Source organism: Streptomyces sp. NPDC046887, from assembly GCF_040644755.1.
Taxonomy (GTDB): Bacteria; Actinomycetota; Actinomycetes; order Streptomycetales; family Streptomycetaceae; genus Streptomyces; species Streptomyces lichenis.
The window spans coordinates 143,893-169,151 of record NZ_JBEYXH010000007.1; the positions used below are offsets into that span (position 1 = coordinate 143,893).

The 25,259-nt window shown below is 69.8% G+C and carries 23 protein-coding genes; 2 read left to right on the forward strand and 21 right to left on the reverse strand.

What is annotated here, in order from left to right; translation table 11 throughout:
• Positions 1–31 precede the first annotated feature (31 nt).
• Together ABZ945_RS10120 and ABZ945_RS10125 are read left to right on the forward strand one after the other, a co-directional pair.
• Positions 32–679, forward strand: coding sequence for a response regulator transcription factor (locus ABZ945_RS10120; RefSeq protein ID WP_361266765.1), 648 nt, complete (start codon positions 32–34; stop codon positions 677–679).
• A gap of 339 nt (positions 680–1,018) precedes the next feature.
• Positions 1,019–2,788, forward strand: coding sequence for a glycoside hydrolase family 18 chitinase (locus ABZ945_RS10125; protein ID WP_361266767.1), 1,770 nt, complete (start codon positions 1,019–1,021; stop codon positions 2,786–2,788).
• 181 nt (positions 2,789–2,969) lie between these two features.
• Here ABZ945_RS10125 and ABZ945_RS10130 read toward each other — a convergent pair whose 3' ends face one another.
• The 21 genes from ABZ945_RS10130 to ABZ945_RS10230 all read right to left on the reverse strand — a co-directional run bounded on the left by ABZ945_RS10130 (position 2,970) and on the right by ABZ945_RS10230 (position 25,165).
• The gene (locus ABZ945_RS10130) at positions 2,970–3,434 is read right to left on the reverse strand and encodes a DUF2550 domain-containing protein (RefSeq protein WP_361266606.1); all 465 of its coding nucleotides are present in this window, start codon (positions 3,432–3,434) and stop codon (positions 2,970–2,972) included.
• Between the two features lie 148 nt (positions 3,435–3,582).
• On the reverse strand, positions 3,583–3,957 hold the full coding sequence (locus ABZ945_RS10135) for a F0F1 ATP synthase subunit epsilon (RefSeq protein ID WP_248632688.1): 375 nt from the start codon (positions 3,955–3,957) through the stop codon (positions 3,583–3,585).
• Positions 3,958–4,143: 186 nt separating this feature from the next.
• Positions 4,144–5,586: a F0F1 ATP synthase subunit beta gene (gene atpD, locus ABZ945_RS10140; RefSeq protein WP_361266608.1), complete on the reverse strand. Its 1,443-nt coding sequence runs from the start codon at positions 5,584–5,586 to the stop codon at positions 4,144–4,146.
• Positions 5,586–6,500, reverse strand: coding sequence for a F0F1 ATP synthase subunit gamma (locus ABZ945_RS10145; RefSeq protein ID WP_248632686.1), 915 nt, complete (start codon positions 6,498–6,500; stop codon positions 5,586–5,588). The genes atpD and ABZ945_RS10145 overlap by 1 nt, the downstream gene beginning before the upstream one ends.
• 20 nt (positions 6,501–6,520) lie before the next feature.
• Positions 6,521–8,119: a F0F1 ATP synthase subunit alpha gene (atpA, locus tag ABZ945_RS10150; RefSeq protein ID WP_361266611.1), complete on the reverse strand. Its 1,599-nt coding sequence runs from the start codon at positions 8,117–8,119 to the stop codon at positions 6,521–6,523.
• Between the two features lie 181 nt (positions 8,120–8,300).
• Positions 8,301–9,116 carry a F0F1 ATP synthase subunit delta gene (locus ABZ945_RS10155; protein ID WP_361266613.1) on the reverse strand — a complete coding sequence of 272 codons (816 nt, stop codon included), beginning with the start codon at positions 9,114–9,116 and terminating at the stop codon, positions 8,301–8,303.
• Positions 9,113–9,658, reverse strand: a complete 546-nt coding sequence (locus ABZ945_RS10160; RefSeq protein WP_361266615.1) for a F0F1 ATP synthase subunit B — start codon at positions 9,656–9,658, stop codon at positions 9,113–9,115. The genes ABZ945_RS10155 and ABZ945_RS10160 overlap by 4 nt, the downstream gene beginning before the upstream one ends.
• A gap of 42 nt (positions 9,659–9,700) precedes the next feature.
• On the reverse strand, positions 9,701–9,946 hold the full coding sequence (gene atpE / locus ABZ945_RS10165) for an ATP synthase F0 subunit C (RefSeq protein WP_361266617.1): 246 nt from the start codon (positions 9,944–9,946) through the stop codon (positions 9,701–9,703).
• A 133-nt stretch (positions 9,947–10,079) separates the two neighbouring features.
• Complete coding sequence (gene atpB, locus ABZ945_RS10170) at positions 10,080–10,913, reverse strand: F0F1 ATP synthase subunit A (protein ID WP_361266619.1); 834 nt, start codon at positions 10,911–10,913, stop codon at positions 10,080–10,082.
• 244 nt (positions 10,914–11,157) lie between these two features.
• Entirely contained in the window at positions 11,158–11,586 is a 429-nt protein-coding gene (locus ABZ945_RS10175; protein WP_361266621.1) for a hypothetical protein, read from the reverse strand.
• A 263-nt stretch (positions 11,587–11,849) separates the two neighbouring features.
• Positions 11,850–13,187: an MraY family glycosyltransferase gene (locus ABZ945_RS10180; RefSeq protein ID WP_361266623.1), complete on the reverse strand. Its 1,338-nt coding sequence runs from the start codon at positions 13,185–13,187 to the stop codon at positions 11,850–11,852.
• Between the two features lie 129 nt (positions 13,188–13,316).
• Positions 13,317–14,669: a serine hydroxymethyltransferase gene (glyA, locus tag ABZ945_RS10185; protein ID WP_361266625.1), complete on the reverse strand. Its 1,353-nt coding sequence runs from the start codon at positions 14,667–14,669 to the stop codon at positions 13,317–13,319.
• A gap of 90 nt (positions 14,670–14,759) precedes the next feature.
• On the reverse strand, positions 14,760–15,404 hold the full coding sequence (locus tag ABZ945_RS10190; RefSeq protein ID WP_361266627.1) for a protein-tyrosine-phosphatase: 645 nt from the start codon (positions 15,402–15,404) through the stop codon (positions 14,760–14,762).
• Positions 15,401–16,048, reverse strand: a complete 648-nt coding sequence (locus ABZ945_RS10195) for an L-threonylcarbamoyladenylate synthase (protein WP_361266629.1) — start codon at positions 16,046–16,048, stop codon at positions 15,401–15,403. Before ABZ945_RS10195 ends, ABZ945_RS10190 begins: the two co-directional genes overlap by 4 nt.
• Positions 16,049–16,082: 34 nt before the next feature.
• Positions 16,083–16,964, reverse strand: coding sequence for a peptide chain release factor N(5)-glutamine methyltransferase (gene prmC, locus ABZ945_RS10200; RefSeq protein WP_361266631.1), 882 nt, complete (start codon positions 16,962–16,964; stop codon positions 16,083–16,085).
• Between the two features lie 71 nt (positions 16,965–17,035).
• Positions 17,036–18,103: a peptide chain release factor 1 gene (gene prfA / locus ABZ945_RS10205; protein WP_361266633.1), complete on the reverse strand. Its 1,068-nt coding sequence runs from the start codon at positions 18,101–18,103 to the stop codon at positions 17,036–17,038.
• Between the two features lie 137 nt (positions 18,104–18,240).
• A complete protein-coding gene (rpmE, locus tag ABZ945_RS10210; protein WP_248632673.1) occupies positions 18,241–18,465 on the reverse strand; it encodes a 50S ribosomal protein L31 in 225 nt (74 codons plus the stop codon).
• A gap of 514 nt (positions 18,466–18,979) precedes the next feature.
• Positions 18,980–20,074, reverse strand: coding sequence for an LCP family protein (locus ABZ945_RS10215; protein WP_361266636.1), 1,095 nt, complete (start codon positions 20,072–20,074; stop codon positions 18,980–18,982).
• Positions 20,075–20,343: 269 nt separating this feature from the next.
• Entirely contained in the window at positions 20,344–20,787 is a 444-nt protein-coding gene (locus tag ABZ945_RS10220; protein WP_361266638.1) for a hypothetical protein, read from the reverse strand.
• 79 nt (positions 20,788–20,866) lie between these two features.
• Positions 20,867–23,092 carry a hypothetical protein gene (locus ABZ945_RS10225; RefSeq protein ID WP_361266640.1) on the reverse strand — a complete coding sequence of 742 codons (2,226 nt, stop codon included), beginning with the start codon at positions 23,090–23,092 and terminating at the stop codon, positions 20,867–20,869.
• Positions 23,093–23,350: 258 nt separating this feature from the next.
• On the reverse strand, positions 23,351–25,165 hold the full coding sequence (locus tag ABZ945_RS10230; RefSeq protein WP_361266642.1) for a trypsin-like serine protease: 1,815 nt from the start codon (positions 25,163–25,165) through the stop codon (positions 23,351–23,353).
• Positions 25,166–25,259 lie beyond the last annotated feature (94 nt).

Sequence of the window (25,259 nt, forward strand, 5' to 3'; positions counted from 1 at the left end):
CGCGGGCCCCCGGGACGTGGAGGCGGCGCCGGTGCGGGTGCTGGTGGCCGAGGACCAGAGCGCGGTACGGGCCGGGCTGGTGCTGATCCTGCGCAGCGCCCCGGACATCGAGGTGGCCGGGGAGGCGGGGGACGGCGAGGAGGCGGTCCGGCTGGCCCGGGAGCTGCGGCCCGACCTGGTGCTGATGGATGTGCAGATGCCCCGGCTGGACGGGGTGTCGGCGACCCGGCAGGTGGTGGCCGAGGGGCTGGCGGATGTGCTGGTGCTGACCACCTTCGACCTGGATGAGTATGTCTTCGGGGCGCTGCGCGCGGGGGCGGCGGGCTTTCTGCTGAAGAACGCGGACGCCCGGGACCTGCTGGAGGCGGTACGGACGGTGGCGCGCGGCGAAGGCCTGATCGCCCCGGCCGTGACCCGCCGGCTGATCGCGGAGTTCGCCGCGCCGAGCCGGCCGCCGCGCGGGGGGACGGGCACCGATCCGGCGGTGCTGGAGGCGCTGACCCGGCGGGAGCGGGAGGTGCTGTCCTGCCTCGGCGAGGGGCTGTCCAACGCGGAGATCGCCGTACGCCTGGAGATGGCGGAGGCCACGGTGAAGACCCATGTGAGCCGGCTGCTGGCCAAGCTGGAGCTGCGCAGCAGGGTGCAAGCGGCGGTGCTGGCCCAGGAGTTGGGTGTCTGACCGAGGACCCCTCGGGCACCGCTCCCCGTACCGTCCGGGCGCCCCTTCCCGTACCGTCCGGACACCCTTCCCGGGACCCCCCCGGGCACCCCTCCCCCGGCCGTTCGGGCACCCTTCCCCGGTCCATCCGGGCACCTCTACTTTGGTCTGGACCTATTGACGATTGGTCCAGACCTTCCTACGCTCACGGCGCGCACTCCCACCACGGACCACGGACCCCCACCCTGTCCGTCCGCATCTTGAGGAGCACCGTTGAGCACTCAAGCACGACCGCGCACCAGCAGATTCCGGGCCAGAGCCACGGCCGGACTCACCGCGCTGCTGCTCCCGCTGGCCGCCATGGTCGGCCTCGCCTCCCCCGCCCAGGCCGCCACCTCGGCCACCGCCACCTTCACCAAGACCTCCGACTGGGGCTCCGGCTTCGGCGGCTCCTGGACGGTGAAGAACACCGGCACTACCACGCTGTCCTCCTGGACCGTCGAGTGGGACTTCCCGGCCGGCACCAAGGTCACCTCCGCCTGGGACGCCACCGTCACCAACAGCGGCAACCACTGGACCGCCAAGAACGTCGGCTGGAACGGGACCGTCGCCCCGGGCGCCTCCGTCTCCTTCGGCTTCAACGGCTCCGGCCCCGGCTCCCCGACCGGCTGCAAGCTGAACGGCGGCTCCTGCGACGGCGGGCCCCAGGTCCCCGGCGACAACCCGCCCAGCGCCCCCGGCGCCCTTTCCGCCTCAGCGATCACCGACACCTCGGTGAAGCTCAGTTGGGGCGCGGCCACCGACGACAACGGCGTCAAGAACTACGACGTGCTGCGCGACGGGGCCAAGGTCGCCACGGTCACCGGGCTGACGTACACCGACAGCGGGCTCACCGCCGGCACCGACTACTCGTACGCCGTCCAGGCCCGTGACTCCAAGGACCAGACCGGCCCGGTCGGCGCCTCCGTCAAGGTCCGCACCACCGGCGGCGGCACCGACCCCGGCCCGGGCCCCGGCTCCAAGATCAACCTGGGCTACTTCACCAACTGGGGCGTCTACGGGCGCAATTACCACGTCAAGAACCTGGTGACCTCCGGCTCCGCGCAGAAGATCACCCACATCAACTACGCCTTCGGCAACGTGCAGAACGGCAAGTGCACCATCGGTGACGGCTTCGCCGACTACGAGAAGGCGTACACCGCCGACCAGTCGGTGGACGGCAAGGCCGACACCTGGGACCAGCCGCTGCGCGGCAGCTTCAACCAGCTGCGCAAGCTGAAGGCCCAGTACCCGCACATCAAGGTGCTGTGGTCGTTCGGCGGCTGGACCTGGTCCGGCGGCTTCGGCCAGGCCGCGCAGAACCCGGCCGCCTTCGCCCAGTCCTGCTACGACCTGGTGGAGGACCCGCGCTGGGCCGATGTCTTCGACGGCATCGACCTGGACTGGGAGTACCCCAACGCCTGCGGTCTGACCTGCGACACCAGCGGCCCGGCCGCCTTCAAGAACATGATGCAGGCCATGCGCGCCAAGTTCGGCGCCAACAACCTGGTCACCGCGGCCGTCACGGCCGACGGCACCGACGGCGGCAAGATCGACGCGGCCGACTACGGCGGCGCCGCGCAGTATCTCGACTGGTACAACGTGATGACCTACGACTTCTTCGGCGCCTGGGCGGCCAAGGGCCCGACGGCCCCGCACTCGCCGCTGACCTCGTACCCGGGCATCCCGCAGCAGGGCTTCACCTCCGCCGACGCGATCGCCAAGTTCAAGTCGAAGGGCGTGCCCGCGTCCAAGCTGCTGCTCGGCATCGGCTTCTACGGCCGCGGCTGGACCGGCGTCACCCAGAAGGAGCCGGGCGGCACCGCCACCGGACCGGCGGCCGGCACCTATGAGCAGGGCATCGAGGACTACAAGGTCCTCAAGGCCTCCTGCCCGGCCAACGGCACCATCGCCGGTACCGCGTACGCGCACTGCGGCACCAACTGGTGGAGCTACGACACCCCGGCGACCGTCACCTCCAAGATGGCCTGGGCCAAGAACCAGGGCCTGGGCGGCGCGTTCTTCTGGGAGTTCAGCGGTGACACCGCCAACGGCGAGCTGGTCTCCGCGATCAGCGGCGGCCTGAAGTGACCGTGAGCGCCTGACGGACCCGGCGGTCCGGGGCGGGGGCAGTCCCCGTCACGGGCCGCCTTCCGGCGTACGCGCGGTGTCGCTCCCCCACGACGGCCCCCACCTGCACGGGCGGCCGTCGCCCGCGCCGACGCCAACGCGGCCGCACCCGAGACGGGTGCGGCCGCGCCAACATCAATAACTATGCAACATTGACCCTCTGGCCGGGCGGCGCCGCCTCCAGCCAGGCGAGGAAGCCGGTGAGGGCGTCCTCGCTCATCGCCAGCTCCACATGGTGGCCGTGGTGCAGACAGCCCAGCACCACCGAGTCCGACAGCAGCGCCAGCTCCTCCTCGCCCTCCGGCATCCGGCGGGCCAGCACCTCGATGCCGGAGCGCTCCAGCGTCCGGCGCGGACGGGGGGCGTAGGAGAAGATCCGGAACCAGGCCACCCGGTCGCCGCCGTAGCGGGCCACGCCGTACACCCAGCCCTTACCGGAGGGCGCGGTGCCCGGCGGCAGCCCCTCCGCCTCGGGCACCTGCCAGCGCAGACTGCAGTCGAAGGTGCCGCCGGAGCGCTGGATCAGCCGCCTGCGCAGTCCGAAGACGAAGAGCCCGATCACCACCAGTGCGACGACCAGGGCGCTCACCAGCAGAACGAGGGACATCTCCACCGACCTCCTCGCTCACATCTCGTAGCGGACCGCGTTACACCTGCATACAACCTGCGTACACCTGCATCGACCTCAGCCGCGGTGCGGTCCGGATGATTCCAGACCGCACCGCGGCTGAGGGCACAACCAGTCGGTGACGGGGCTAGTGCGCCGACACCGCGCGCAGCCGGACGTCGGCGCGCCGCTCGGCGGCGGCGTCCGAGTCGGACTTGGCGCGCTCCAGCGCACGCTCGGCGCGCTGGGTGTCGATCTCGTCCGCCAGCTCCGCGATCTCGGCGAGCAGCGAGAGCTTGTTGTCGGCGAACGAGAGGAAACCGCCGTGGACGGCGGCGACGACGGTCCCGCCGTCACTCGTACGGATGGTCACCGGGCCCGACTCCAGCACACCCAGCAGCGGCTGGTGGCCGGGCATGACGCCGATGTCGCCGGAGGTGGTGCGCGCGATGACCAGGGTGGCCTCGCCGGACCAGACACTCCGGTCCGCGGCGACCAGCTCGACGTGCAGCTCAGCGGCCAAGGGTGGCTCCTCGGGTCTCCACCCGGCCGTCCGGCCGGGTGTCATTCGTCAGTCTAGTGGGGCGCCGGACGCCTGCGGCGCCGGGCTCCGGGTGAAGCGGGGTCGAGCGGGGTCGAACAGGGGGGCCGGGAGTGGACGAGGGGGGCGGGGCGAGCCCCGCCCCCCTCGTGTCACGGCTGGAGCCTCTTACGAGACGCCGAGCTCCTTGGCGTTCTTCTTGAGGTCCTCAAGACCACCGCACATGAAGAAGGCCTGCTCGGGGAAGTGGTCGTACTCGCCGTCGCAGATCGCGTTGAACGCGGCGATCGACTCGTCCAGCGGCACGTCCGAGCCGTCCACACCGGTGAACTGCTTGGCGGCGTGGGTGTTCTGGGACAGGAAGCGCTCCACCCGGCGGGCACGGTGGACGACGAGCTTGTCCTCCTCGCCGAGCTCGTCGATACCGAGGATCGCGATGATGTCCTGGAGGTCCTTGTACTTCTGCAGGATCCCCTTGACGCGGCTGGCCGCGGCGTAGTGGTCCTGCGTGATGTAACGCGGGTCCAGGATCCGGGACGTGGAGTCCAGCGGGTCCACGGCCGGGTAGATGCCCTTCTCCGAGATCGGACGGGAGAGCACCGTCGTCGCGTCGAGGTGGGCGAAGGTGGTGGCCGGGGCCGGGTCGGTCAGGTCGTCGGCGGGGACGTAGATCGCCTGCATCGAGGTGATCGAGTGACCGCGGGTCGAGGTGATGCGCTCCTGCAGGAGGCCCATCTCGTCCGCCAGGTTCGGCTGGTAGCCCACCGCGGACGGCATGCGGCCGAGCAGGGTGGACACCTCGGAACCGGCCTGGGTGAACCGGAAGATGTTGTCGATGAAGAAGAGCACGTCCTGCTTCTGCACATCGCGGAAGTACTCCGCCATGGTCAGACCGGCCAGGGCGACCCGCAGACGGGTGCCCGGGGGCTCGTCCATCTGGCCGAAGACCAGCGCGGTCTTGTCGAGAACGCCGGCCTCCTCCATCTCCACCATGAGGTCGTTGCCCTCACGGGTGCGCTCACCGACGCCCGCGAAGACCGACACACCGTCGTGCAGCTTCGCCACACGCACGATCATTTCCTGGATCAGCACGGTCTTGCCGACGCCGGCGCCACCGAAGAGGCCGATCTTTCCACCCTTGACGTACGGGGTGAGGAGGTCGACGACCTTCAGACCGGTCTCGAACATCTCGGTCTTCGACTCAAGCTGGTCGAAGGCCGGGGCCTTGCGGTGGATCGCCCAGCGCTCGGCGGACGCGACCGTGGAGGCCTCGTCGTTGAGCACCTCGCCCAGGGTGTTGAACACCCGGCCCTTGGTGACGTCACCGACGGGCACGGTGATGCCGGTGCCGGTGTCGCGCACCGCGGCCTGGCGGACCAGGCCGTCGGTGGGCTGCATGGAGATGGTGCGGACCAGGCCGTCACCCAGGTGCTGGGCGACCTCCAGGGTCAGCGTCTTGGTCGCGCCGGGGGTCGCCGGGTCCGGGACCTCGACCTTCAGCGCGTTGTAGATCTCCGGCATCGCGTCGACGGGGAACTCCACGTCGACGACCGGGCCGATGACCCGGGCGACGCGGCCCGTGGCGGCGGCCGTCTCAACTGTCGTCGTCATTACCTGTCACTCCCCGCGGCGTCGGCGAGGGCTGCGGAGCCACCGACGATCTCGCTGATTTCCTGGGTGATTTCGGCCTGGCGGGCCGCGTTGGCGAGCCGGGAGAGGTCGTTGACCAGCTCTCCGGCGTTGTCCGTCGCCGACTTCATCGCACGGCGCCGGGCGGCGTGCTCGGAAGCGGCGGCCTGGAGCAGGGCGTTGTAGATGCGGCTCTCGACGTACCGCGGCAGCAGGGCGTCCAGGACGTCCTCGGCCGACGGCTCGAACTCGAACAGCGGAAGGATCTCGCCCTTGGAGCCGGACTCCTCCGCCTTCTCGTCGATGCTGAGCGGCAGCATCCGGTTCTGCACGGGCGTCTGCGTCATCATCGAGACGAACTCGGTGAAGACGATGTGGAGCTCGTCCACGCCGCCCTCGGCCGTGTCCTTGACCACGGCCTCGATGAGCGGCGCGGCGACCCGCTTGGCGTCCGCGTAGTCCGGGCGGTCGGTGAAGCCGGTCCACGAGTCCGCGATCTTGCGCTCGCGGAAGCCGTAGTAGGCGACACCCTTGCGGCCGACGATGTAGGTGTCGACCTCCTTGCCCTCACCGCGCAGCCGCTCGGACAGCTGGTCCGCGGCCTTGATGGCGTTGGCCGAGTAGCCGCCCGCCAGACCGCGGTCGCTCGTCAGGAGCAGCACCGCGGCCCGGGCCGGGTTGTCCTTCTCGGTGGTCAGCGGGTGCGTGGTGTTCGACCCGGTGGCCACCGCCGTGACCGCGCGGGTGAGCTCGGTCGCGTACGGCGTGGAGGCCGCCACCTTGCGCTGCGCCTTGACGATGCGCGAGGCGGAGATCATCTCCATCGCCTTGGTGATCTTCTTGGTCGCCGTGATGGACTTGATACGACGCTTGTAGACCCGGAGCTGCGCTCCCATGAGTCAGGTCCCTTCCGTCGTCACTTCGAGACGTTGGCGGCGGCCGGGGCGTCCTCGGCCAGCAGCTTTCCGTCCGAGGTCTCGAACTGCTTCTTGAAGCCGGCGATGGCGTCGGACACCGAGGTCAGGGTGTCGTCGGACATCTTGCCGCCCTCGCGGATCGAGTCCATCAGGCCCTTGTGGTCGCGGTGCAGGTGCTCCAGCAGCTCGGACTCGAAGCGGCGGATGTCGTTGACCGGGACGTCGTCCATCCGGCCGGTGGTGCCGGCCCACACCGAGACGACCTGGTTCTCGGTCGGCATCGGCTGGTACTGGGCCTGCTTCAGCAGCTCGACCATGCGCTTGCCGCGCTCCAGCGAGGCCTTCGAGGCCGCGTCCAGATCGGAACCGAAGGCGGCGAACGCCTCCAGCTCACGGAACTGGGCGAGGTCCACGCGGAGCCGGCCGGAGACCTGCTTCATGGCCTTGTGCTGGGCGGAGCCACCGACGCGGGAGACCGAGATACCGACGTTCAGGGCCGGGCGCTGGCCGGCGTTGAACAGGTCGGACTCCAGGAAGCACTGGCCGTCGGTGATGGAGATGACGTTGGTCGGGATGAACGCCGAGACGTCGTTGGCCTTGGTCTCGACGATCGGCAGACCGGTCATCGACCCCTTGCCCATGTCGTCGGAGAGCTTGGCGCAGCGCTCCAGCAGACGGGAGTGCAGGTAGAAGACGTCACCCGGGTACGCCTCGCGGCCCGGCGGGCGGCGCAGCAGCAGGGAGACGGCGCGGTAGGCGTCGGCCTGCTTCGACAGGTCGTCGAAGACGATCAGGACGTGCTTGCCCTGGTACATCCAGTGCTGGCCGATGGCCGAACCGGTGTACGGCGCCAGGTACTTGAAGCCGGCCGGGTCGGACGCCGGGGCGGCGACGATGGTGGTGTACTCCAGCGCGCCGGCGTCCTCCAGGGCACCGCGCACGGAGGCGATGGTGGAGCCCTTCTGGCCGATGGCGACGTAGATGCAGCGGACCTGCTTCTCCGGGTCGCCCGAGCGCCAGTTGTCGCGCTGGTTGATGATCGTGTCGACGGCGAGGGCGGTCTTGCCGGTCTGCCGGTCGCCGATGATCAGCTGGCGCTGACCGCGGCCGATCGGGGTCATGGCGTCGACGGCCTTGTAGCCGGTCTCCATCGGCTCGTGCACCGACTTGCGCTGCATGACCGTGGGGGCCTGCAGTTCGAGGGCGCGGCGGCCCTCGGTCGCGATCTCGCCGAGGCCGTCGATCGGGTTGCCGAGCGGGTCGACGACGCGACCCAGGTAGCCCTCGCCGACGGCGACGGACAGGACCTCGCCGGTGCGGGTGACCGACTGGCCCTCCTCGATGCCGCTGAACTCACCGAGGACGATGGCACCGATCTCGCGCTCCTCAAGGTTGAGGGCGAGGCCGAGGGTGCCGTCCTCGAACTTCAGCAGCTCGTTCGCCATGGCGGAGGGCAGGCCCTCCACCTTCGCGATGCCGTCGCCGGCCAGGCTGACCGTTCCGACCTCCTCGCGCGAGGCCGCGTCCGGCTTGTACGACTGGACGAAGTTCTCCAGTGCGTCCCGGATCTCCTCCGGCCGGATCGTGAGCTCCGCCATCTGGGTTCCCTGCTCTCCTTGTTGGGCCCGAAGTCTTCATGGGGGTCTGGGGCTGTGCTGCCCGGTGCGGCTGGCGCCGCGGGCCCCCAGAGCTTCTGCATCCTGTGCACGGCCCAACCGGGCCGTCGGTACTGCTTCGGTACTGCTTGCTTCTGTACGCGTTGCTTGTGTGCGGCCGGCGTCAGCCGGCCAGGCGCCGTTCCGCCTCGCCGAGGCGGCTGGCGACGCTGCCGTCGATCAGCTCGTCGCCCACCCGCACCTGGATCCCGCCGAGGACCGTGGGGTCCACGTCGAGGTTGAGGTGCATGTGGCGGCCGTACAGCGTGGCCAGGGCGGCGCCGAGGCGCTGCTTCTGCCCGTCGCTGAGCGGCACCGCCGAGGTGACGACCGCGACCATCCGGTCCCGCCGGGCGGCGGCGAGCTTGGACAGGGACTCCAGTCCCGCTTCCAGGCTACGTCCCCGCGGCGCGGTGACCAGACGGGCGACCAGCCGCTCGGTGACCGGGTTGGCCCGGCCGCCCAGCAGACCGCGGACCAGCCCGGACTTGGCGGAGGCGGTGGCGGCCTTGTCGGTCAGCGCGGAGCGCAGCTCCTTGTTCGCGCCGACGATCCGGCCGAACCGGAACAGCTCGTCCTCCACGTCGTCCAGGGCGCCGGCCCGCTGCGCCGCGGTGAGGTCGGCGGTGTTCGCCAGCTCCTCGACCGCGTCGACCAGGTCGCGGGACTGCGACCAGCGGGCGCGGACCATGCCGGAGACCAGGTCGACGGTCTCGCCGCCCACCTGACCGCCGAGCAGCCGTCCGGCCAGCACGGCCTTGGCCTCGCCGGGCTGCGCCGGGTCGGTGAGGACCCGGCGCAGCGAGACCTCGCGGTCGAGCAGCGCGGTGACGGCGGCCAGTTCGCCCGCGACCTTCGCCGCGTCGACCGACGCGGAGTCGGTCAGCGCGTCGAGACGCTCGCGTGCGGCGACCAGTGCCTCGCGGCTCGCTCCGTTCATCGGGCGGCCTCGGCCTTCTCCTCAAGCTCGTCGAGGAAACGGTCGATGGTGCGGCTCTGGCGGGCGTGGTCCTCCAGGGACTCGCCGACCAGCTTGCCGGCCAGGTCGGTGGCGAGCTTGCCCACGTCCTGACGGAGCGAGGTGGCCGCGGACTTGCGGTCCGCCGCGATCTGGGTGTGGCCGGCGGCGATGATCTCCTCGCGCTGGCGCTGACCCTCCGCGCGCATCTCGGCGATGATCGCGGTGCCCTGCTCGGTGGCCTCCTGGCGCAACCGGGCGGCCTCGTGGCGGGCCTCGGCGAGCTGGGCCTTGTACTGCTCCAGAACGCTCTCGGCCTCGGTCTTGGCGGCCTCGGCCTTCTCCATGCCGCCTTCGATCGCCTCGCGGCGCTCTTCCAGAACCTTGTTGATGTTCGGGAGGAGCTTCTTGGCGAGGACGCCGAAGACGATCACGAAGGCGATCAGGCCGACGACAAGCTCGGGAATCGGCGGGAGGAGGGGGTTCTGGACCTCCTCGGCCGCCAGCTGAACCAGGTGGCTCATGTCACTGCCTTTCGTCGAAAGGGGAAGATCCGACGAACTGGATTAGTCGACCGGGTAGACGAACGGCATGACCAGACCGATGAGGGCGAGCGCCTCACAGAGCACGAAGCCCAGGATCTGGTTCGAGCGGATCAGGCCGGCCGCCTCGGGCTGACGGGCCAGGGCCTGGGTGCCGTTGCCGAAGATGATGCCGACGCCGACGCCGGGGCCGATGGCCGCGAGGCCGTAGCCGATCGAGCCGAGGTTGCCGTAGAGGTTGACGGCGGCGAGGGTGTCGAGAGCAGACATGCCGTTTCTTCCTTCTCTTTTCACGGACCGGTGGTGGTTGGCCACCGGACGACAGGGGTGGAGCCGGGGGTCCCCTGGACGGAGGTCCTTGGTGGGGGTCCCCCCTGGACGAAGTCCTTGGGGGCCTGCGGCCTCAGTGGTGCTCGGCGAGAGCGCCCTGGATGTAGTTGCAGGCCAGCAGGACGAAGACATAGGCCTGAAGCGCCTGGATGAACAGCTCGAAGACCGTCATCAGGATCACCATCACGAACGAGACGCCGGCGTAGGCGATGCCGATGCCGTTGAGCAGGTACCAGCTGGCGATGGTGAAGATCAGCAGCAGGACGTGCCCGGCGAACATGTTGGCGAAGAGCCGCACCGCGTGGGTGAAGGGCCGGATCAGCAGGTTCGAGAAGAGCTCGATCGCCATGACCGCGGGGAGCACCGGGCCGAGCGACTTGTCGTAGCCGGCGATGTTCTTCCAGCCGCCGACGAAGCCGTGGCGCTTGAAGGTCAGGCTGACCCACATGATGTAGACGATCGCGGCCAGTCCGGCCGGGAAGGCGATGACGGAGGTCACCGGGAACTGGGCGACCGGGATGATCGACCAGATGTTCATGATCCAGATGAAGAAGAACATCGAGACCATGATCGGGACGTACTTCTCGCCCTCGCGCTTGCCGAGGGTCTCGTAGACGACGCCGCGGCGGATGAAGTCGTAACCCGCCTCACCGACCATCTGGAGCTTGCCGGGGATCAGCTTCGGCTTGTTGAACGCCGCCCAGAAGAAGCCCACGACGACCAGCGTGCTCATCAGCGCCAGGAGCATCGGCTTGTTGAAGTCGATACCGCCGACGGTGAACAGCGGCTCGAAGACAAAGGAGTGCAGGCCGGGGGCCGGAAAGCCGCATCCGTCGAAGATGTGGCAGTCGACCTCGAAGGCGAGCACCTGCGTCGGGTCAGCACTCACCGCGGGCTCCTTCAGCATGGCGCATGGGTACGGCAACCTCGTTGTGTCGGCGCGGCGCACGGCCGCTGTTCGGCACTGGACTGGTGTTACGGATGTGGGGGCGGCGGTCAGGCATCGTGCCTCGCGCTGGAACAGGCGTCAGCTCGGATGCCCGCGTCCGCAGTGCCGCAGTTGGCACCGGACGATAGCAGTTCATCGAACGCGCCTTTATCCCGGCCCTACCCCGCACGGTGACGGCCCCGCCCCTCGGTCTTCCGGAAGGTCACGAGGCGGTGGTCCGCTCGCTCTGACGGCTCGATTCCGGTTCGACGTAGAGGGTCTTGGCCTTCATGTGCGCGACCGTCTGCGCGCCGATCCAGGTGAGGGTGGTCGCGATCAGGGAGAAGGCGAAGGCCCGCGGGTGGAACAGCGTGGTGTTCTTGAAGACGGCGAGAAAGACGAAGAGCAGCAGGATCTGCGTGGTGTAGAGCAGCAGCCCCATCGCCTGGAAGAGGTGGGGCAGCTTCTTGGCGGTCCGCTGGAGCACCAGCAGCCCGCCGGCCATGAACAGAACCGTCACCACGGTCGCGACAACGCCGCCGATCGCCCCCTTGCCGCCGGCGACCACACCGCTCACGACGGCGGCGATCGCGCCGACGCCGATGGTGGGGAGGGCTGCGGACAGAAGGGTGCGTGCGTCGTTGGACGGCATGGCGGCATCTCCGCTTGCTTGGTGGGGGCAGGGTGTCGTCATGGACGAGCGTAGGCCCGGTCCGAGGCGTGTCTCGGGGCTGAGGAACCGTCGCACTACGGTCCTTCGGCTCTGTCGCCGGGTCTCGTGAACGGTATCACAAACTATTTGAATAGGTCTTTACCCATAAGGTGTGCTTACTCTCACACATGAGAGTGACCCCGCGCGTGTGTGCACGACAGGGCCGCACTTTGTCTGGTAATGGACCCTGATACGCGGTTTCGTCAGCCTCGCGTTCCGGCCTTCCGCCTTTCGTGCGTACCGGAGAGGGCGCTCAGCGCGGTCGCCCCGCTGACCCCGGCGGGCACCGGCTCGCGCTCCTCGCCGCCGTCCTCCGGCGCCTGGTAGGCGTACGGAGGCAGTGCGTCGGCTTCGGTGGCCGTCGGCTGGTGGCGCCGGCGGCGGTAGCGCGGCGGTACGAAGGACTCCGCCCAGCGCGGGGCGCGCGGGGTGAAGCGCGGCAGGAGCAGCAGCACCAGCCCGATGGCGCTCAGCGCCACGATCGCCAGCACGATCCACATGGACGCCGAGTGGACCGAGTACGACAGCGTCCCGAAGGCGATCAGCGCCGACCAGAAGTACATGATCAGCACCGAGCGGCTGTGCGAGTGGCCGATCTCCAGCAGCCGGTGGTGCAGATGGCCCCGGTCGGCCGCGAACGGCGACTGCCCGTTCCAGGTGCGGCGCACGATCGCCAGCACCAGGTCGGCCATCGGGATCGCGATGATGGTCAGCGGCAGCAGCAGCGGGATGAAGACCGGCAGCGCCGCGTGGGTGGCCTCCCGGGTCGAACCCTCGAAGATCTTCAGGGTGTCCGGGTCCACCTGGCCGGTGATCGAGATCGCCGAGGCGGCCAGGATCAGCCCGATCAGCATCGAGCCGGAGTCGCCCATGAAGATCCGCGCCGGGTGCATGTTGTGCGGCAGGAAGCCCACGCACATGCCCATCAGGATGGCCGCGAACATCGTCGCCGGGGCGGCCGCCTCGATGCCGTAGCTGTACCAGAGGCGGTAGGCGTACAGGAAGAACGCGCAGGCCGCGATGCACACCATCCCCGAGGCCAGCCCGTCCAGGCCGTCCACGAAGTTCACCGCGTTGATGGTGATCACCACCAGCGCCACCGTCAGCAGGGTGCCCTGCCACTGGGTCAGCGCCACCGTGCCGATACCCGGGATGGGCAGCCACAGGATGGTGAGGCCCTGCATCACCATGACGCCCGCGGCGATCATCTGGCCGCCCAGTTTGATCAGCGCGTCGATCTCGAACTTGTCGTCCAGCACCCCGATCAGCCAGATCAGCGCGGCACCCGAGAGCAGCGCCCGGGGCTCGTTGGACAGCTCGAAGACACTGCTGAGGTTCGCCAGGTGGTCGGCGGTCAGCAGCCCCGCGCACAGCCCGAAGAACATCGCGATTCCGCCGAGCCTCGGCGTCGGCTCGCGGTGCACGTCCCGGGCTCGGATCTCCGGCATCGCGCCGACCGCGATGGCGAACTTCCGCACCGGACCGGTCAGCAGATAGGTCACCGCGGCCGTGACGCAGAGCGTCAGCAGATAATCACGCACGGGCTGCCCCACAAGTCTCGCCGGCCATCTCAGCCCCACACCCTAGCCCCGCCGCCCCACAAGCAAGGACACCCAGGTAGGGCGGACGGTTGCGGCACCGGCCCGGCACCGCGCCGAAAGCCCCCGCGGCTACGGCGGGAACGCCTCCGCGTACGGGTCCGCGCGCGTCCCGGGAAAACGCGGGAAGGCCGCCGCCAGCTCCCGTACCCGGCCGCGCAGCCGCTCCGCCTCCTCCGGGTGCGGGCCCTCGGCCAGCGCCAGGGCGCACAGCTCGGCGATATGGTCCATCTCCCCCGGGCCCATGCCCTGGGTGGTGACCGCGGCGGTGCCCAGCCGCAGCCCGCGCCGCCCGTCCCCGTACGGCAGCGCGCAGCTGTCCAGCACGATCCCGGCCGCCGCCAGCCGGGCCTTGGCCGCCCGCCCGTCCAGCCCCAGCGGCGCGGGGTCGGCGACGATCAGATGGGTGTCCGTGCCTCCGGTGACGATCCCAGCGCCCCGCTCGGCGAGCGCTCCGGCCAGCGCCCGGGCGTTCATCACCACCCGCCCGGTGTACTCGGCGAAGTCCGGCTCCGCCGCCTCCCCGAAGGCCACCGCCTTCGCCGCGATGGTGTGCATCTGGGCGCCGCTCTGGGTGAACGGGAACACCGCCCGGTCGATCCGCTCGGCCAGCTCCGCGCCGCACAGCAGCATCCCGCCGCGCGGACCGCGCAGCACCTTGTGGGTGGTGGCGCACACCACGTCCGCGTACGGCACCGGGCTGGGCGCCGCCCCGCCCGCCACCAGCCCGATCGGATGGGCGGCGTCGGCGATCAGACAGGCGCCGCACTCGTCGGCGATCTCCCGGAACGCCGCGTAGTCGAGGTGGCGCGGATAGCTGATCGACCCGCAGACGATGGCCCGCGGCCGCACCCGGCGGGCCAGCTCCCGAAGCTCGTCGTAGTCGATCAGTCCGGTGGCCGGATCGGTGCGGTAGGCGGTGAAGTCGAAGCAGCGGCCGGAGAGGTTGGCCGGTGAGCCATGGGTGAGGTGCCCGCCGTACGCGAGGCCGAGGGCCAGTACCGCGTCCCCGGGCCGCAGCAGCGCCGCGTACGCCGCCAGCACGGCCGAGGAGCCGGAGTGCGGTTGGACGTTGGCGTGCTCGGCGCCGAACAGGGCGCAGGCGCGGCGTACCGCGATCCGCTCGGCCTGGTCGGCCGCCTCGCAGCCGCCGTGGTGCCGGGCGTCCGGGTAGCCCTCGGCGTACTTGTTCGCCAGCGGTGAGGCGAGCGCGGCCAGCACGGCGGGGGAGGTGAAGTTCTCGGCGGCGACCAGTTGCAGGCCCTCCGCCTGCCGTCGCTCCTCGGCCGCGAGCACGGCCGCCAGCTCGGGGTCCTGGCGGCCCAGGGCGCCCGCCGAGGGCCCGTACCCCGGCTCGCGGGGCGCTCGGGGCCCCGCGGTGCCCGGCTGGGCGGTGGCGCCCGCGTCGGCGGCGGCGGTCGGCATGGTGGCTCCAGGCGGCTGTGCGTGGCCCGTATGCCCAATGTAGGCCGGGGGCGCGGCGGCGGCGCGCTGGAACAGAGGAGGCGGGGCGGCTCAGTGCCGGGTGGGTACGCCGGTGAGCGCGGTGACCACCGGGTCCAGGGCCTGGTTGATCTCGTCGCCGACCGAGCGGAAGTAGGTGATCGGCGCCCCGTAGGGGTCGTTGACCTCGTCCGCCTCGGCGCTCGGCGCCAGCAGCCAGCCGCGCAGCGCGGCGGCGGCCCGTACCAGCGCCCGGGCCCGCTCGACCATGCCCTCCTGCCGGGGGTCCGGCAGGGTCGCCGGGTCTATCGCCCGTACCAGCCGGGTGAACTCCTTCAGCGTGAAGGTGCGCAGCCCCGCCGAGTGGCCCATGGAGATCACCTGCGCCCGGTGGTCGCGGGTGGCGGTGAGCACCAGGTCGGCGCGGATGACGTGCTCGTCCAGCAGTTCGCGGCCGGTGAAGCCGCTGGCGTCGGCGCCGAAGTCGGCGAGCACCGCCTCGGCGTTGGCCTCCATCGGGGCGCCCTCGTGGCCCCAGGTGCCGGCGCTCTCCACGATCAGCCCGCCCACGGTGTCCCCGGCGGGGCTCCCGAGCCGGTGGACGAGGGCATGGCGGGTCAGCCGCTCGGTGATCGGCGAGCGGCAGACGTTGCCGGTGCTGACGTGGAGGATGCGGAACACTTCGGTGCCTATGCCACGCCCCTCAGGGGCGGTCAACTGGCCACCTCAAGGTCGGGTACCACCTTGCGCAGCTCGTCGGCGTCGATGGCGCCGGCCCGCAGCAGCACCGGGTGCTCCCCGGTGACGTCCACGATGGAGGACGGCACGATGCCGGGCGTCGGCCCGCCGTCCAGGTACACCGACACCGCGTCGCCCAGCATGTTCTGGGCGGCGTCGCAGTCCTCCGGGGAGGGGTGGCCGGTCAGGTTGGCCGAGGAGACCGCCATCGGGCCGACCTCGGTGAGCAGTTCGATGGCCACCGGGTGCAGCGGCATCCGGATGGCGACGGTGCCGCGGGTGTCGCCCAGGTCCCACTGGAGGGACGGCTGGTGCCGGGCGACCAGGGTCAGCGCGCCCGGCCAGAAGGCGTCCACCAGCTCCCACGCCTGCTCGGAGAAGTCGGTGACCAGGCCGTGCAGGGTGTTCGGCGAGCCGATGAGCACCGGGGTGGGCATGGAGCGGCCCCGCCCCTTGGCCGCCAGCAGGTCCGCCACGGCCTCCGAGCTGAAGGCGTCCGCGCCGATGCCGTACACCGTGTCGGTGGGCAGCACCACGAGCTCCCCGCGGCGCACGGCGGACGCGGCCTCGCGCAGACCGGTCGTACGGTCCGTCGCGTCGTTGGTGTCGTAACGCCGTGCCATCAGCGGTGCCTGCTTTCTGTGGTCACTCGGTACGTCACGGCGTCGCCTTCCGGGCCGTGGCGAAGCGGGGGCGGTTGTTGAGGTCGGGGTGGTCGGCGGCGTCGGACCAGCCGGCGCCCTCGTGGAAGATCCAGGGGACCTGGCCGCCCTGGGTGTCGGCGTGCTCGATGACGACCAGGCCGCCGGGGCGCAGCAGCCGGTGCGCGGTGCGCTCGATGCCGCGGATGGTGTCCAGGCCGTCCTCGCCGGAGAAGAGCGCCATCTGCGGGTCGTGGTCGCGGGCCTCGGGAGCGACGTACTCCCACTCGGTGAGCGGGATGTACGGCGGGTTGGAGATCACCAGGTCGACCTGACCGTCGAGTTCGGGCAGCGCGCTGAGCGCGTCTCCCTGGTGGACGGTGACCCGGGACCCCTCGGCGTTCTTCCGGGTCCACACCAGGGCGTCCTCGGACAGCTCCACCGCGTGCACCCGGGAGCGCGGCACCTCCTGGGCCATGGCCAGCGCGATGGCGCCCGAGCCGGAGCACAGGTCCACGATCAGCGGTTCGACCACGTCCATGGCGCGGACCGCGTCTATCGCCCAGCCGACGACCGACTCGGTCTCCGGGCGGGGCACGAAGACGCCGGGGCCGACCTGGAGCTCCAGATAGCGGAAGAAGGCGCGGCCGGTGATGTGCTGGAGCGGTTCGCGGGCCTCCCGGCGGGCGATCGCCTCCCAGTAGCGGGCGTCGAAGTCGCCGTCCTTGACCAGGTGCAGTTCGCCCCGCTTGACGCCGTGCACGAAGGAGGCCAGCTCCTCGGCGTCGAAGCGCGGCGAGGGCACGCCGGCGTCCGCCAGCCGCTGGGTGGCCTGGGCCACCTCGGCAAGCAGCAGGCTGCGGGGGCCTGGGGTGCGCCCCCCGGTGTGTGGCTGCACGCTGGTCCTCCGGATGGACTTCTCGGCGCGGGCGGGTGCGGGTCCGGTGCGCCGTCTTGCGGGAGCGGGCGTTACGCGGCGGCAAGCTTCGCGGCGGAGTCCGCGTCGACGCAGGCCTGGATCACGGCGGCGAGCTCGCCGTCGAGGACCTGGTCGAGGTTGTACGCCTTGAAGCCGACGCGGTGGTCGGAGATGCGGTTCTCCGGGAAGTTGTAGGTGCGGATCTTCTCGGAGCGGTCCACGGTGCGGACCTGGCTGCGCCGGGCGTCGGCGGCGTTGCGCTCGGCCTCCTCCTGGGCGGCGGCCAGCAGCCGGGAGCGCAGGATGCGCAGGGCCTGCTCCTTGTTCTGGAGCTGGCTCTTCTCGTTCTGGCAGGAGGCGACCACACCGGTGGGCAGGTGGGTGATGCGCACCGCGGAGTCGGTGGTGTTGACCGACTGCCCGCCGGGCCCGGACGAGCGGTAGACGTCGATCCGCAGGTCGTTGGGGTTGATCTCGACGTCGATCTCCTCGGCCTCGGGCGTGACCAGCACACCGGCGGCGGAGGTGTGGATACGGCCCTGGGACTCGGTGGCGGGCACCCGCTGCACGCGGTGCACCCCGCCCTCGTACTTCAGCCGCGCCCAGACGCCCTGCCCCGGCTCCTGCGACCCGCGGGCCTTCACGGCCACCTGGACGTCCTTGTAGCCGCCGAGCTCGGACTCGGTGGAGTCGATGATCTCGGTCTTCCAGCCCACGCGCTCGGCGTACCGCAGATACATCCGGAGCAGGTCCCCGGCGAACAGGGCGGACTCGTCGCCGCCGGCGCCGGCCTTGATCTCCAGGATGACGTCCTTGTCGTCGCTGGGGTCGCGCGGGACCAGCAGCAGCCGCAGCCGGTCGGTGAGCTCCTCGCGCTGCTTCTCCAGCTCCTTGACCTCGGCGGCGAAGTCCGGGTCGTCGGCGGCGAGTTCCTTGGCGGTGGCGATGTCGTCACCGGTCCCCCGCCAGGCGCGGTACGCGGCGACGATCGGCGTCAGCTCGGCGTAGCGCTTGTTCAGCGTACGGGCGCGCCCCTGGTCGGCGTGGACCGCGGGGTCGGCGAGCGTCTTCTCAAGGTCGGCGTGTTCGCCGATGAGGTCCTCGACCGCCTCGAACATTCGGGGGCTCCTGGGGGGTGTACGCGGTGGGGGCTGCGGGCGCTGGTTCCGGCCCCGCCGACGGGCTGCTGCGAGACGGCAAACGCCGGTTCCCGCCACCCCTGCCCGGGGCGGCCGGGAACCGGCGCTGTGACGGGCTACTTCGTGCCGGAAGCGGCCTTCTTGCCGAAGCGGGCCTCGAAGCGGGCCACACGGCCACCGGTGTCGAGGATCTTCTGCTTGCCCGTGTAGAACGGGTGGCACTCGGAGCAGACCTCGGCACGGATGGTGCCGTTGCCGATGGTGCTCCGGGTGGTGAACGACGCGCCGCAGGTGCAGCTGACCTGGGTCTCGACGTACTCGGGGTGGATGTCGCGCTTCAAGGTGTCTCCTAGGTTCGGGAGGGCGCCGGGTCGCAGGACGCGGGATGCGGGTGCGTGAACCGGAGCCGACGTACCAGTCTGCCAGGACCGGCCGTATCTCCCAAAACCGGGGTGGGGGCCGATCTATTCCGGGCCGCGAGCCGAGGCGGAAACCGGGCCGTGAGAGGGCGGGAGACCGGGCCGCGGCCGGGGCGGAAGCCGGGCCGAGAGCGGCGGCGGAAACCGGCCGCGGACGGAGGCGGCGGCCGGGCGCGGGGGCCTGGGCCGCAGGCCGGGCGCGGGACCTCGGCCGCAGCCGGGCCGCGAGCGGGGGAAACGGGCCGCGGCCCGAGGCGCCGGCTGGGCCGTAAGCGGGGGCGGCAGCCGGGCCGCGGACGGAGGCGGCAGCCGGGCCGCGGGCCGGGGCGTACGCAAAGCCGACGGGCCGTGGCCGGAGGCCCCGGCCGGGCCGCACACGCGGCCGGCGGTCCGTAGCGGGGCGCGGGCTCCGGGCCGCCCCCGCCGGTCTCCGTCCCTACTTCAGCACGCCGTCGGCCTGCCCCGTCGCGGCGTCCTTGGTGGCGGAGGCGGGGATGGGCTTGTCCTTGCGCAGGGCGTCCCACACCTGGCGGCTCTGCTTCTCCAGCGGCACCACGCGGTTGGGGTCGCTGGGGTCGTACTGCACCGGCAGGGTGACCATCTTGACGTCGTCGGCGCCCAGCCCGCGCAGTCCCCCGGCGAAGTCGGCCAGCTCCTTGACGGTGTTCAGCTCGGAGTCCGGGGTGATCGTCTTGGTGGCGGTGTCGGCGAGGTCCCACAGCTTCTTGGGGTTGCTGAACACCCCGACCGAGGTGGCCTGCTCGATGAAGGCCTTCATAAAGGCCTGCTGGAGCTGGATGCGGCCCAGGTCGCTGCCGTCGCCGACGCTCTTGCGGGTGCGGACCAGGCCGAGGGACTGCTCGCCGTCCAGGGTGTGGGTGCCGGCCGCCAGGTCCAGATGGCTCTTCTCGTCCTTGATCGGCTTGGTGGTGGTGACCTCCACCCCGCCCAGGTCGTCGATCAGCTTCTTGAAGCCGGTGAAGTCGACCTGGATGAAGTGGTCCATGCGGATGCCGGACATCTGCTCCACGGTCTTCACCGCGCAGGCGGGCCCGCCGGCCTCGAAGGCGGTGTTGAACATGGCGTGCCGCTGCCCGGACGCGGTGGAGCCGTCGGCGGCCGTGCAGTCGGGGCGCTGGACGATGGTGTCGCGGGGGACGGAGACCACGCTGGCCTTCTTGTGGCCCTCGTAGAGGTGGACGATCATCGCGGTGTCGGAGCGGGCCGCGCCCTCGTCCTTGCCGTAGTCGCCGTTGGCCCCGGCCCGGGAGTCGGAGCCCAGGACGAGGATGTCCATGGAGCCGTTGTCCACGTTCTGCGGGCGGTTGTCGCCGTTGAGCGCGGCGTTGATGTCCACGCTGTCGATGTTGCCGTTGAGTGTGTAGTACGCGTAGCCGAGGCCGCAGCCGCCGACCAGGACCACACCAGCGGCCGACCAGGCGGTGACGCGGGCCGCCCGGCGCCCCTTGCCCAGCGGCCGGCGGCGGCGTCCGGTGGCGCGTATGCGGCTGCTCTTGCCCTTGTCGGCCATGCTCTCCCCAGTCCTTGCTGATCCCGCTACCCCCCGGCCGGGACAAGCGGACGCTGTCCGGCTTGTCAGACGGGTAAGCGGCCCTCAGGGTTGCACGGGCTCATAAGAGGCTCTGAAGAACGCGCGGCGCCCACCGGGTGAGCCCCGATGGGCGCGATATGCGGCATGAGCTGCGGTTTCACCCGCTGAGAGGCGCCTGCGACACGTCGGCCGGCGATCGGTGGAGGTGGCGCATGTCGCACCTCGACCGCCCTCAGCCAGGCCCGCGCCTACGTCTTCAGCCGGATCGAGAAGGAGCACCGCAGCGACTGCTTGTATGTCTCCCCGCCCTGCCGGTAGTGGTACCGGCAGCTTGTGCCGTTCTTCTCGACCTTGCCGGTGACCTTCAGCTTGGCCATGTAGACGTAGTCACTGAGCTTGCGGGCCTTGACCGTGAACCCCTGGGAGTGGTCCTTTATCTGATCGAACTCCGGATTCCCTGGATCACCGTCCCGCAGAAGCAGGGGAATCCCCTCGGTGTCGTTCAGGTCGAACGCACCATAGCGGACGACTTCCAACCCCTCGGGAAGATCGGATATCTCAGCACCGACCACCTGAAGATCCTTGCCCGAGGCATTGGAAGGGAGGGGAAGGGCGAACCAGAAGGCATCCCCCTTCTCGGCGAATGAGTAACCGACGGTTCCGTTGGACTGATTTCCTCCGTCGAGGGCCACCCCCTCCCTCTCCTTCGACAGCGGGACGGAGCAGCCGAAGGAAAGGAGGCACATCAGCACCGAAAGGGCTACGACTCTCTCAGTTCGAGTAGATGACACCCATGTGAGCACCGGGAGGCGCACTGTTACCCCAGATGTAGTGTTTCCTGGCGGTACGACCACCAGCCCTGATGAGCTGCTTATGATTTCCGTCATACTGCACCGAGCCACCAAGGGAGACTCCGAATACTTCGGCTGCGCCAGAGTATTTTACGCTCTTGCCGACATCAAGTCCCCACGTGGACATAGGAATAAGGTAAGCCCGGTATTTCGGGTTGGACTTCGCGTAGCGCAGCGGTCCGTCCAGCTGCCTTGCATCCTTACCGAACACGCCAGGCGACCCTCCGGCCGGCACCTTGAATTTTGAGGGCCGAATCTCGTAGTAGGGATCGTTCATTTCGATCCCACCACACTTGCGGACTTTCCTGATCTTGTTGTACTCGATCGGGACCTTCCACTGCTTTGCAAAGTAAGGTCCGCGCCAACTGAATCCGGAGACGCCAGCGGCACTAGACCCGATGGAAGTCGATCCGCTTACCTTCCAGGCACTTCCCGACATACTGAGGCCGACATCGACAGTGTTCGACAGCTTGGAGGTGTACTCGACGTATCCTGCGGCATCCCAGTAGGAATGCGATTCGCCGGAGATCGTGTAGGAGATCTGGCGCGAGACGACCCTCGATTCCATCCAACAGGTGTCAGCGCGTGGCGTTACCTGCTGATTCCTGATATCGACACCGTCGACCACATAAGGGTTGTAGCTCGCAGCAGAGGAAGTGCGGTCGCTCTGCCAACGAGGGGCTTGCTGCGACTCCGCATCGTACTGAGGTGCCGCCGCAACGCGTGCCGCGTGCGTGCTCTTCACTTCCTGCGCGGTCGGATCGCCGACCGTGCCGCCGCCCTGGCCAATCGGCAGCAGTTCCGCAGCGGGGGTTGGCTCTTCGCTCGCAGCGGATGCGAACGCGGTTCGCGCGCCGGTGCGGGGACTCTTCGGCGCAGCGGTCATGTTGCTGGCACCGATGAGCGTGACACCTGTCTCCGTTGTCGCGACGGTAGTGGCCGTCACGTTGAGGGCGCCGCCGTTGCCGTCTACCACCGCCTGCACCTCGGTCGGCAGTTTCGCGGGCAGGGTCAGCGACCACTCGCCGTCTGCGTCAGTCGTCGCGGTCCCCAGATCCGGAAGATCGGTGGAGGATCCGTCCGCCGGCAAGAGGTCTGCGGCTTCGACGACCACCTGCATGCCTGTGGCCGGGTTCCCGTTGGGTAGAAGGAACCTGCCCGAGACGACCTCGGGACCGGCTTCCTGCACGGGCTGCGCCGGACGGTCCGGGACAGAAGGTACTCCGGCATCCTCCACTGGCGCACCGAAGTAGGGCTTCTCGTCTCCGGCGCTGGAGAGACAGCGCGCCGCGCCGGCGAGGACGGTACCGCTCAGCCCGACAGCGACGTCTTCGTTCACGAGCGCGGCGGGAGATCCAGCGTACTTTCGTACCGCTCCCTCGGCAGTCTTCACATAGAAGACCCCGGGCGCAGGACTCCAGGCGTCAGCCGCGTCCGTCAAACCCTTGATGACGACGGCACCGACGACTTGGGGGCCCAATACTATCTTGTTCAGGGACGCCTGGTATTTCCACGAACGTATTTCGCCATCCCGCAACCCGTAGATCTCATCGCCGGCGGACCAAATGGACTGGGACCTCCGAAGCTCCACCAGCGCCGCGTCATCTGCTGGAAGTTGAGCAAGCCGCGACATCCGCGCCGAGGTGCGTGTCCCGTCCGGAAACTGCTCGACGTACACATTCAGATTGCCGGCCTCGTCAAAATTGACGACTCTGCCGTCTGCATCCACCCATATGCGAGTGTCCGCTCGCCAATTTTGCCCGGCCCGCTTCTCGTAAACATATTCGAGACTGAGTAGCGAGCCTCCCTTATCCGTCTGATCCTGGTAGGAAGTCAGCGAGCCTCCCAGCCAGCCATTGGTCACAAAAAGGCGGGTACCTCCACCCGAGAACAGACGCTGGCCGCGACTGAGAGTGGCGGTTTTCTCGGCATTGAAAAGATGCCCACTGCCAGACGGGTCCCAGTCCACATACCTTGTGATAGTGGAGCCATGAATTCCCTCTTGAGCAACAAGGTAGGTCGGCACAGCCGAAGGACACGACGCTGCAGCTGCGAGAGCAGTGTCGGACAGATCCGTGCTGCTCACATGATCGGCCGGCAGCAGCAGGCCGACAGTCAGCGACAGGCTGCATGCAGTGGCAGCCATGCCGGGTCTCCGAAACAGGGCTGTCGTTCTTATCATGTCAATTTCCCCCCGGAAATCAGGGCATCCTCATAACGCCCTGCCCTGATCAGATCATTGCGGCTCACCGAGCACAACCGAAATCGAGCACTGTTGAGCACAATCTGAGGTTCATGGTCAGAGCTGCCGGGGGTCCGGTGCCCGCCTTCATCACGGGCGCTCCGGGACGGGCCACCGCCCACTGCGGAAGGCAGTGGGCGGTGGGGGCGGGGTGGTGCGTTCTCAGCCGAACAGGTTGTACGCCTGCCAGCCGCTGCCGAAGGCGAGACGGGCGTTGAAGCCGCCGTTGCCCTTGCCGGGGTAGAGCCAGAGCTTGCCGGCGGTGTCGCGGGCGAGCACGTCGGCGTGGCCGTCGCTGTTGACGTCGCCGGTGGTGACCAGGGCGTTCATGCTGCCGAAGGCGCCGACCAGCACGGGCGCCGCCCACGGCTTGGCGGCGACACCGGTGCCCTTGTACAGGTAGGTCTTGCCGTCGCTCTTGCGGGCGAAGATGTCGGCCTTGCCGTCGGCGGTGAAGTCGCCGTGGCCGCGCACCATCGTGAAGGCGCCCCAGCCGGAGCCGACGCTCACCGGCGCGGCGAAGCCGCCGTCGCCCTTGCCGGGGTAGATCCGCATGATGCCGGCGGAGTCGACCGCGATCATGTCCGGCATCTCGTCGCCGGTGACGTCACCGGGGGCGAGGATCTGCTTGTGCTTGCTCCAGCCCCTGGCGACCAGCTTCTGCTGCCCCTCGTCGTCGTCCCAGCCGATGTGTTGCCAGTACACGTCGCCGCCGGCGGTCCGGTACAGCAGGTCCTGGATGCCGTCGCGGTCCAGGTCGGTCTGGAGGAGCAGGGTGAAGCCGTCGAAGCCGCCGAGGTTTTTGACGCGGGTCAGACCGGTGACCTTGGAGTGCCAACTGAACAGCGACTTGTCCGAGGTGCGGCGGGTCAGCAGGTCAGCCGCGTGGTCCCCGCTCCAGTTGGTGTCGTCGACCCGGGACTGGATCGGCGCGGAGTACGTGGTGGCCTTGGCGTAGACCCCGAACTTGCCCTTGGCCGAGCAGTCCTGGTCGCCCCAGGAGACGATGCCGGCGAGCTTGCCGCCGACGACCAGCGGACCGCCGGAGTCTCCGTTGCAGGTGGTCTCCGAGGTGGCGTCGGACCCGGTGGGCGCGGCTCCGGCGCACAGCATGTGCCCCTTGATGAAGCCATCCGGGTACGCCGCCGCGCACGAGGCGTCGGAGACGATGTCGGCGTCGGCGACCTTCAGCTTCGGCGAGCCGCTGTCGAGGACGGTGGAGCTGGTGCGGCCCCAGCCGTACACCTTGCCGTCGCGGCCGGCCTGGTAGAGCGCGGAGTCGGTCGGCTGCGCCAGCGGCAGGATCTTCACGTTGCTCGGCACCGGGCGGTCCAGCGTGAGCACGGCGACGTCGTTGTCGAGCGAGTAGTCGTCGTGCAGCGGGTGGTGCCACTGACGGTAGGCGCCGATCGCCGTGCCCCCGTTCAGGCCGGTGGTCTGGCCGGGGCTGGGCGGAGTCGCGAGCGTCCGGTCGGTGCCGACCACGACCACGCCCTTGTCGGACCACTTGACGCCCTTGACGCAGTGCGCCGCGGTGGCGATCTTCGTCGGGGCGATGACCGCGCCGCCGCAGAAGTAGCTGTCGCCCGCACCGTCCTCGAAGTAGAGCTGCGCCATCCACGGGGCCGCGGAGATGGTGGTGGTCGAACCACCGATGATGCGGGCGCTCGGCTTGCCCTCGCCGCCGTCGGTGTTCTCCGCCGCGTCGCGGGCGGCGGCGTCCGGCTGCCGTACGAGCGAGCGCTGGTTCTTCGCACCGGCCTTCAGCATCTTGGCCAGCCGGGCGCTCAGCTCCTGCTGGGAGACCGGCGCGGGCTTCGACGGGCCGGCGCTGAGCTGCGGCGTCACGCTGGCCTCGGCGGAGTTGGAACCGGAGACGACGATGCCGGCCCCGATCAGTGCGGCGACGGCGGCGACGGCCGGCAGCGCGAGGCGCAGACGACGCTTGTGCCGGCCACCGCGGGTGCGTATCTGCACTCGGTAGTCCTTCGGTAGGCCCGGCAGGGCACGGCGCCCCGCCGGAGAACGTCTCTCGGACGGCGGGGCACGGCAAGCGTTGCGGGCAGCGCGG

Bases quoted from the DNA above. Each gene is read 5' to 3' on its own strand.
- ABZ945_RS10125 (WP_361266767.1), top strand. From the start codon at position 1,019: ATGGTCGGCCTCGCCTCCCCCGCCCAGGCCGCCACCTCGGCCACCGCC.
- ABZ945_RS10130 (WP_361266606.1), bottom strand. From the start codon at position 3,434: ATGTCCCTCGTTCTGCTGGTGAGCGCCCTGGTCGTCGCACTGGTGGTG.
- prfA (WP_361266633.1), bottom strand. From the start codon at position 18,103: ATGTTCGAGGCGGTCGAGGACCTCATCGGCGAACACGCCGACCTTGAG.
- atpD (WP_361266608.1), bottom strand. From the start codon at position 5,586: ATGACGACGACAGTTGAGACGGCCGCCGCCACGGGCCGCGTCGCCCGG.
- glyA (WP_361266625.1), bottom strand. From the start codon at position 14,669: ATGCCGACCGCCGCCGCCGACGCGGGCGCCACCGCCCAGCCGGGCACC.
- ABZ945_RS10155 (WP_361266613.1), bottom strand. From the start codon at position 9,116: ATGAACGGAGCGAGCCGCGAGGCACTGGTCGCCGCACGCGAGCGTCTC.
- atpB (WP_361266619.1), bottom strand. From the start codon at position 10,913: ATGCTGAAGGAGCCCGCGGTGAGTGCTGACCCGACGCAGGTGCTCGCC.
- ABZ945_RS10225 (WP_361266640.1), bottom strand. From the start codon at position 23,092: ATGGCTGCCACTGCATGCAGCCTGTCGCTGACTGTCGGCCTGCTGCTG.
- ABZ945_RS10145 (WP_248632686.1), bottom strand. From the start codon at position 6,500: ATGGGAGCGCAGCTCCGGGTCTACAAGCGTCGTATCAAGTCCATCACG.
- atpE (WP_361266617.1), bottom strand. From the start codon at position 9,946: ATGTCTGCTCTCGACACCCTCGCCGCCGTCAACCTCTACGGCAACCTC.
- ABZ945_RS10195 (WP_361266629.1), bottom strand. From the start codon at position 16,048: ATGGCACGGCGTTACGACACCAACGACGCGACGGACCGTACGACCGGT.
- ABZ945_RS10215 (WP_361266636.1), bottom strand. From the start codon at position 20,074: ATGGCCGACAAGGGCAAGAGCAGCCGCATACGCGCCACCGGACGCCGC.
- ABZ945_RS10160 (WP_361266615.1), bottom strand. From the start codon at position 9,658: ATGAGCCACCTGGTTCAGCTGGCGGCCGAGGAGGTCCAGAACCCCCTC.
- atpA (WP_361266611.1), bottom strand. From the start codon at position 8,119: ATGGCGGAGCTCACGATCCGGCCGGAGGAGATCCGGGACGCACTGGAG.
- ABZ945_RS10175 (WP_361266621.1), bottom strand. From the start codon at position 11,586: ATGCCGTCCAACGACGCACGCACCCTTCTGTCCGCAGCCCTCCCCACC.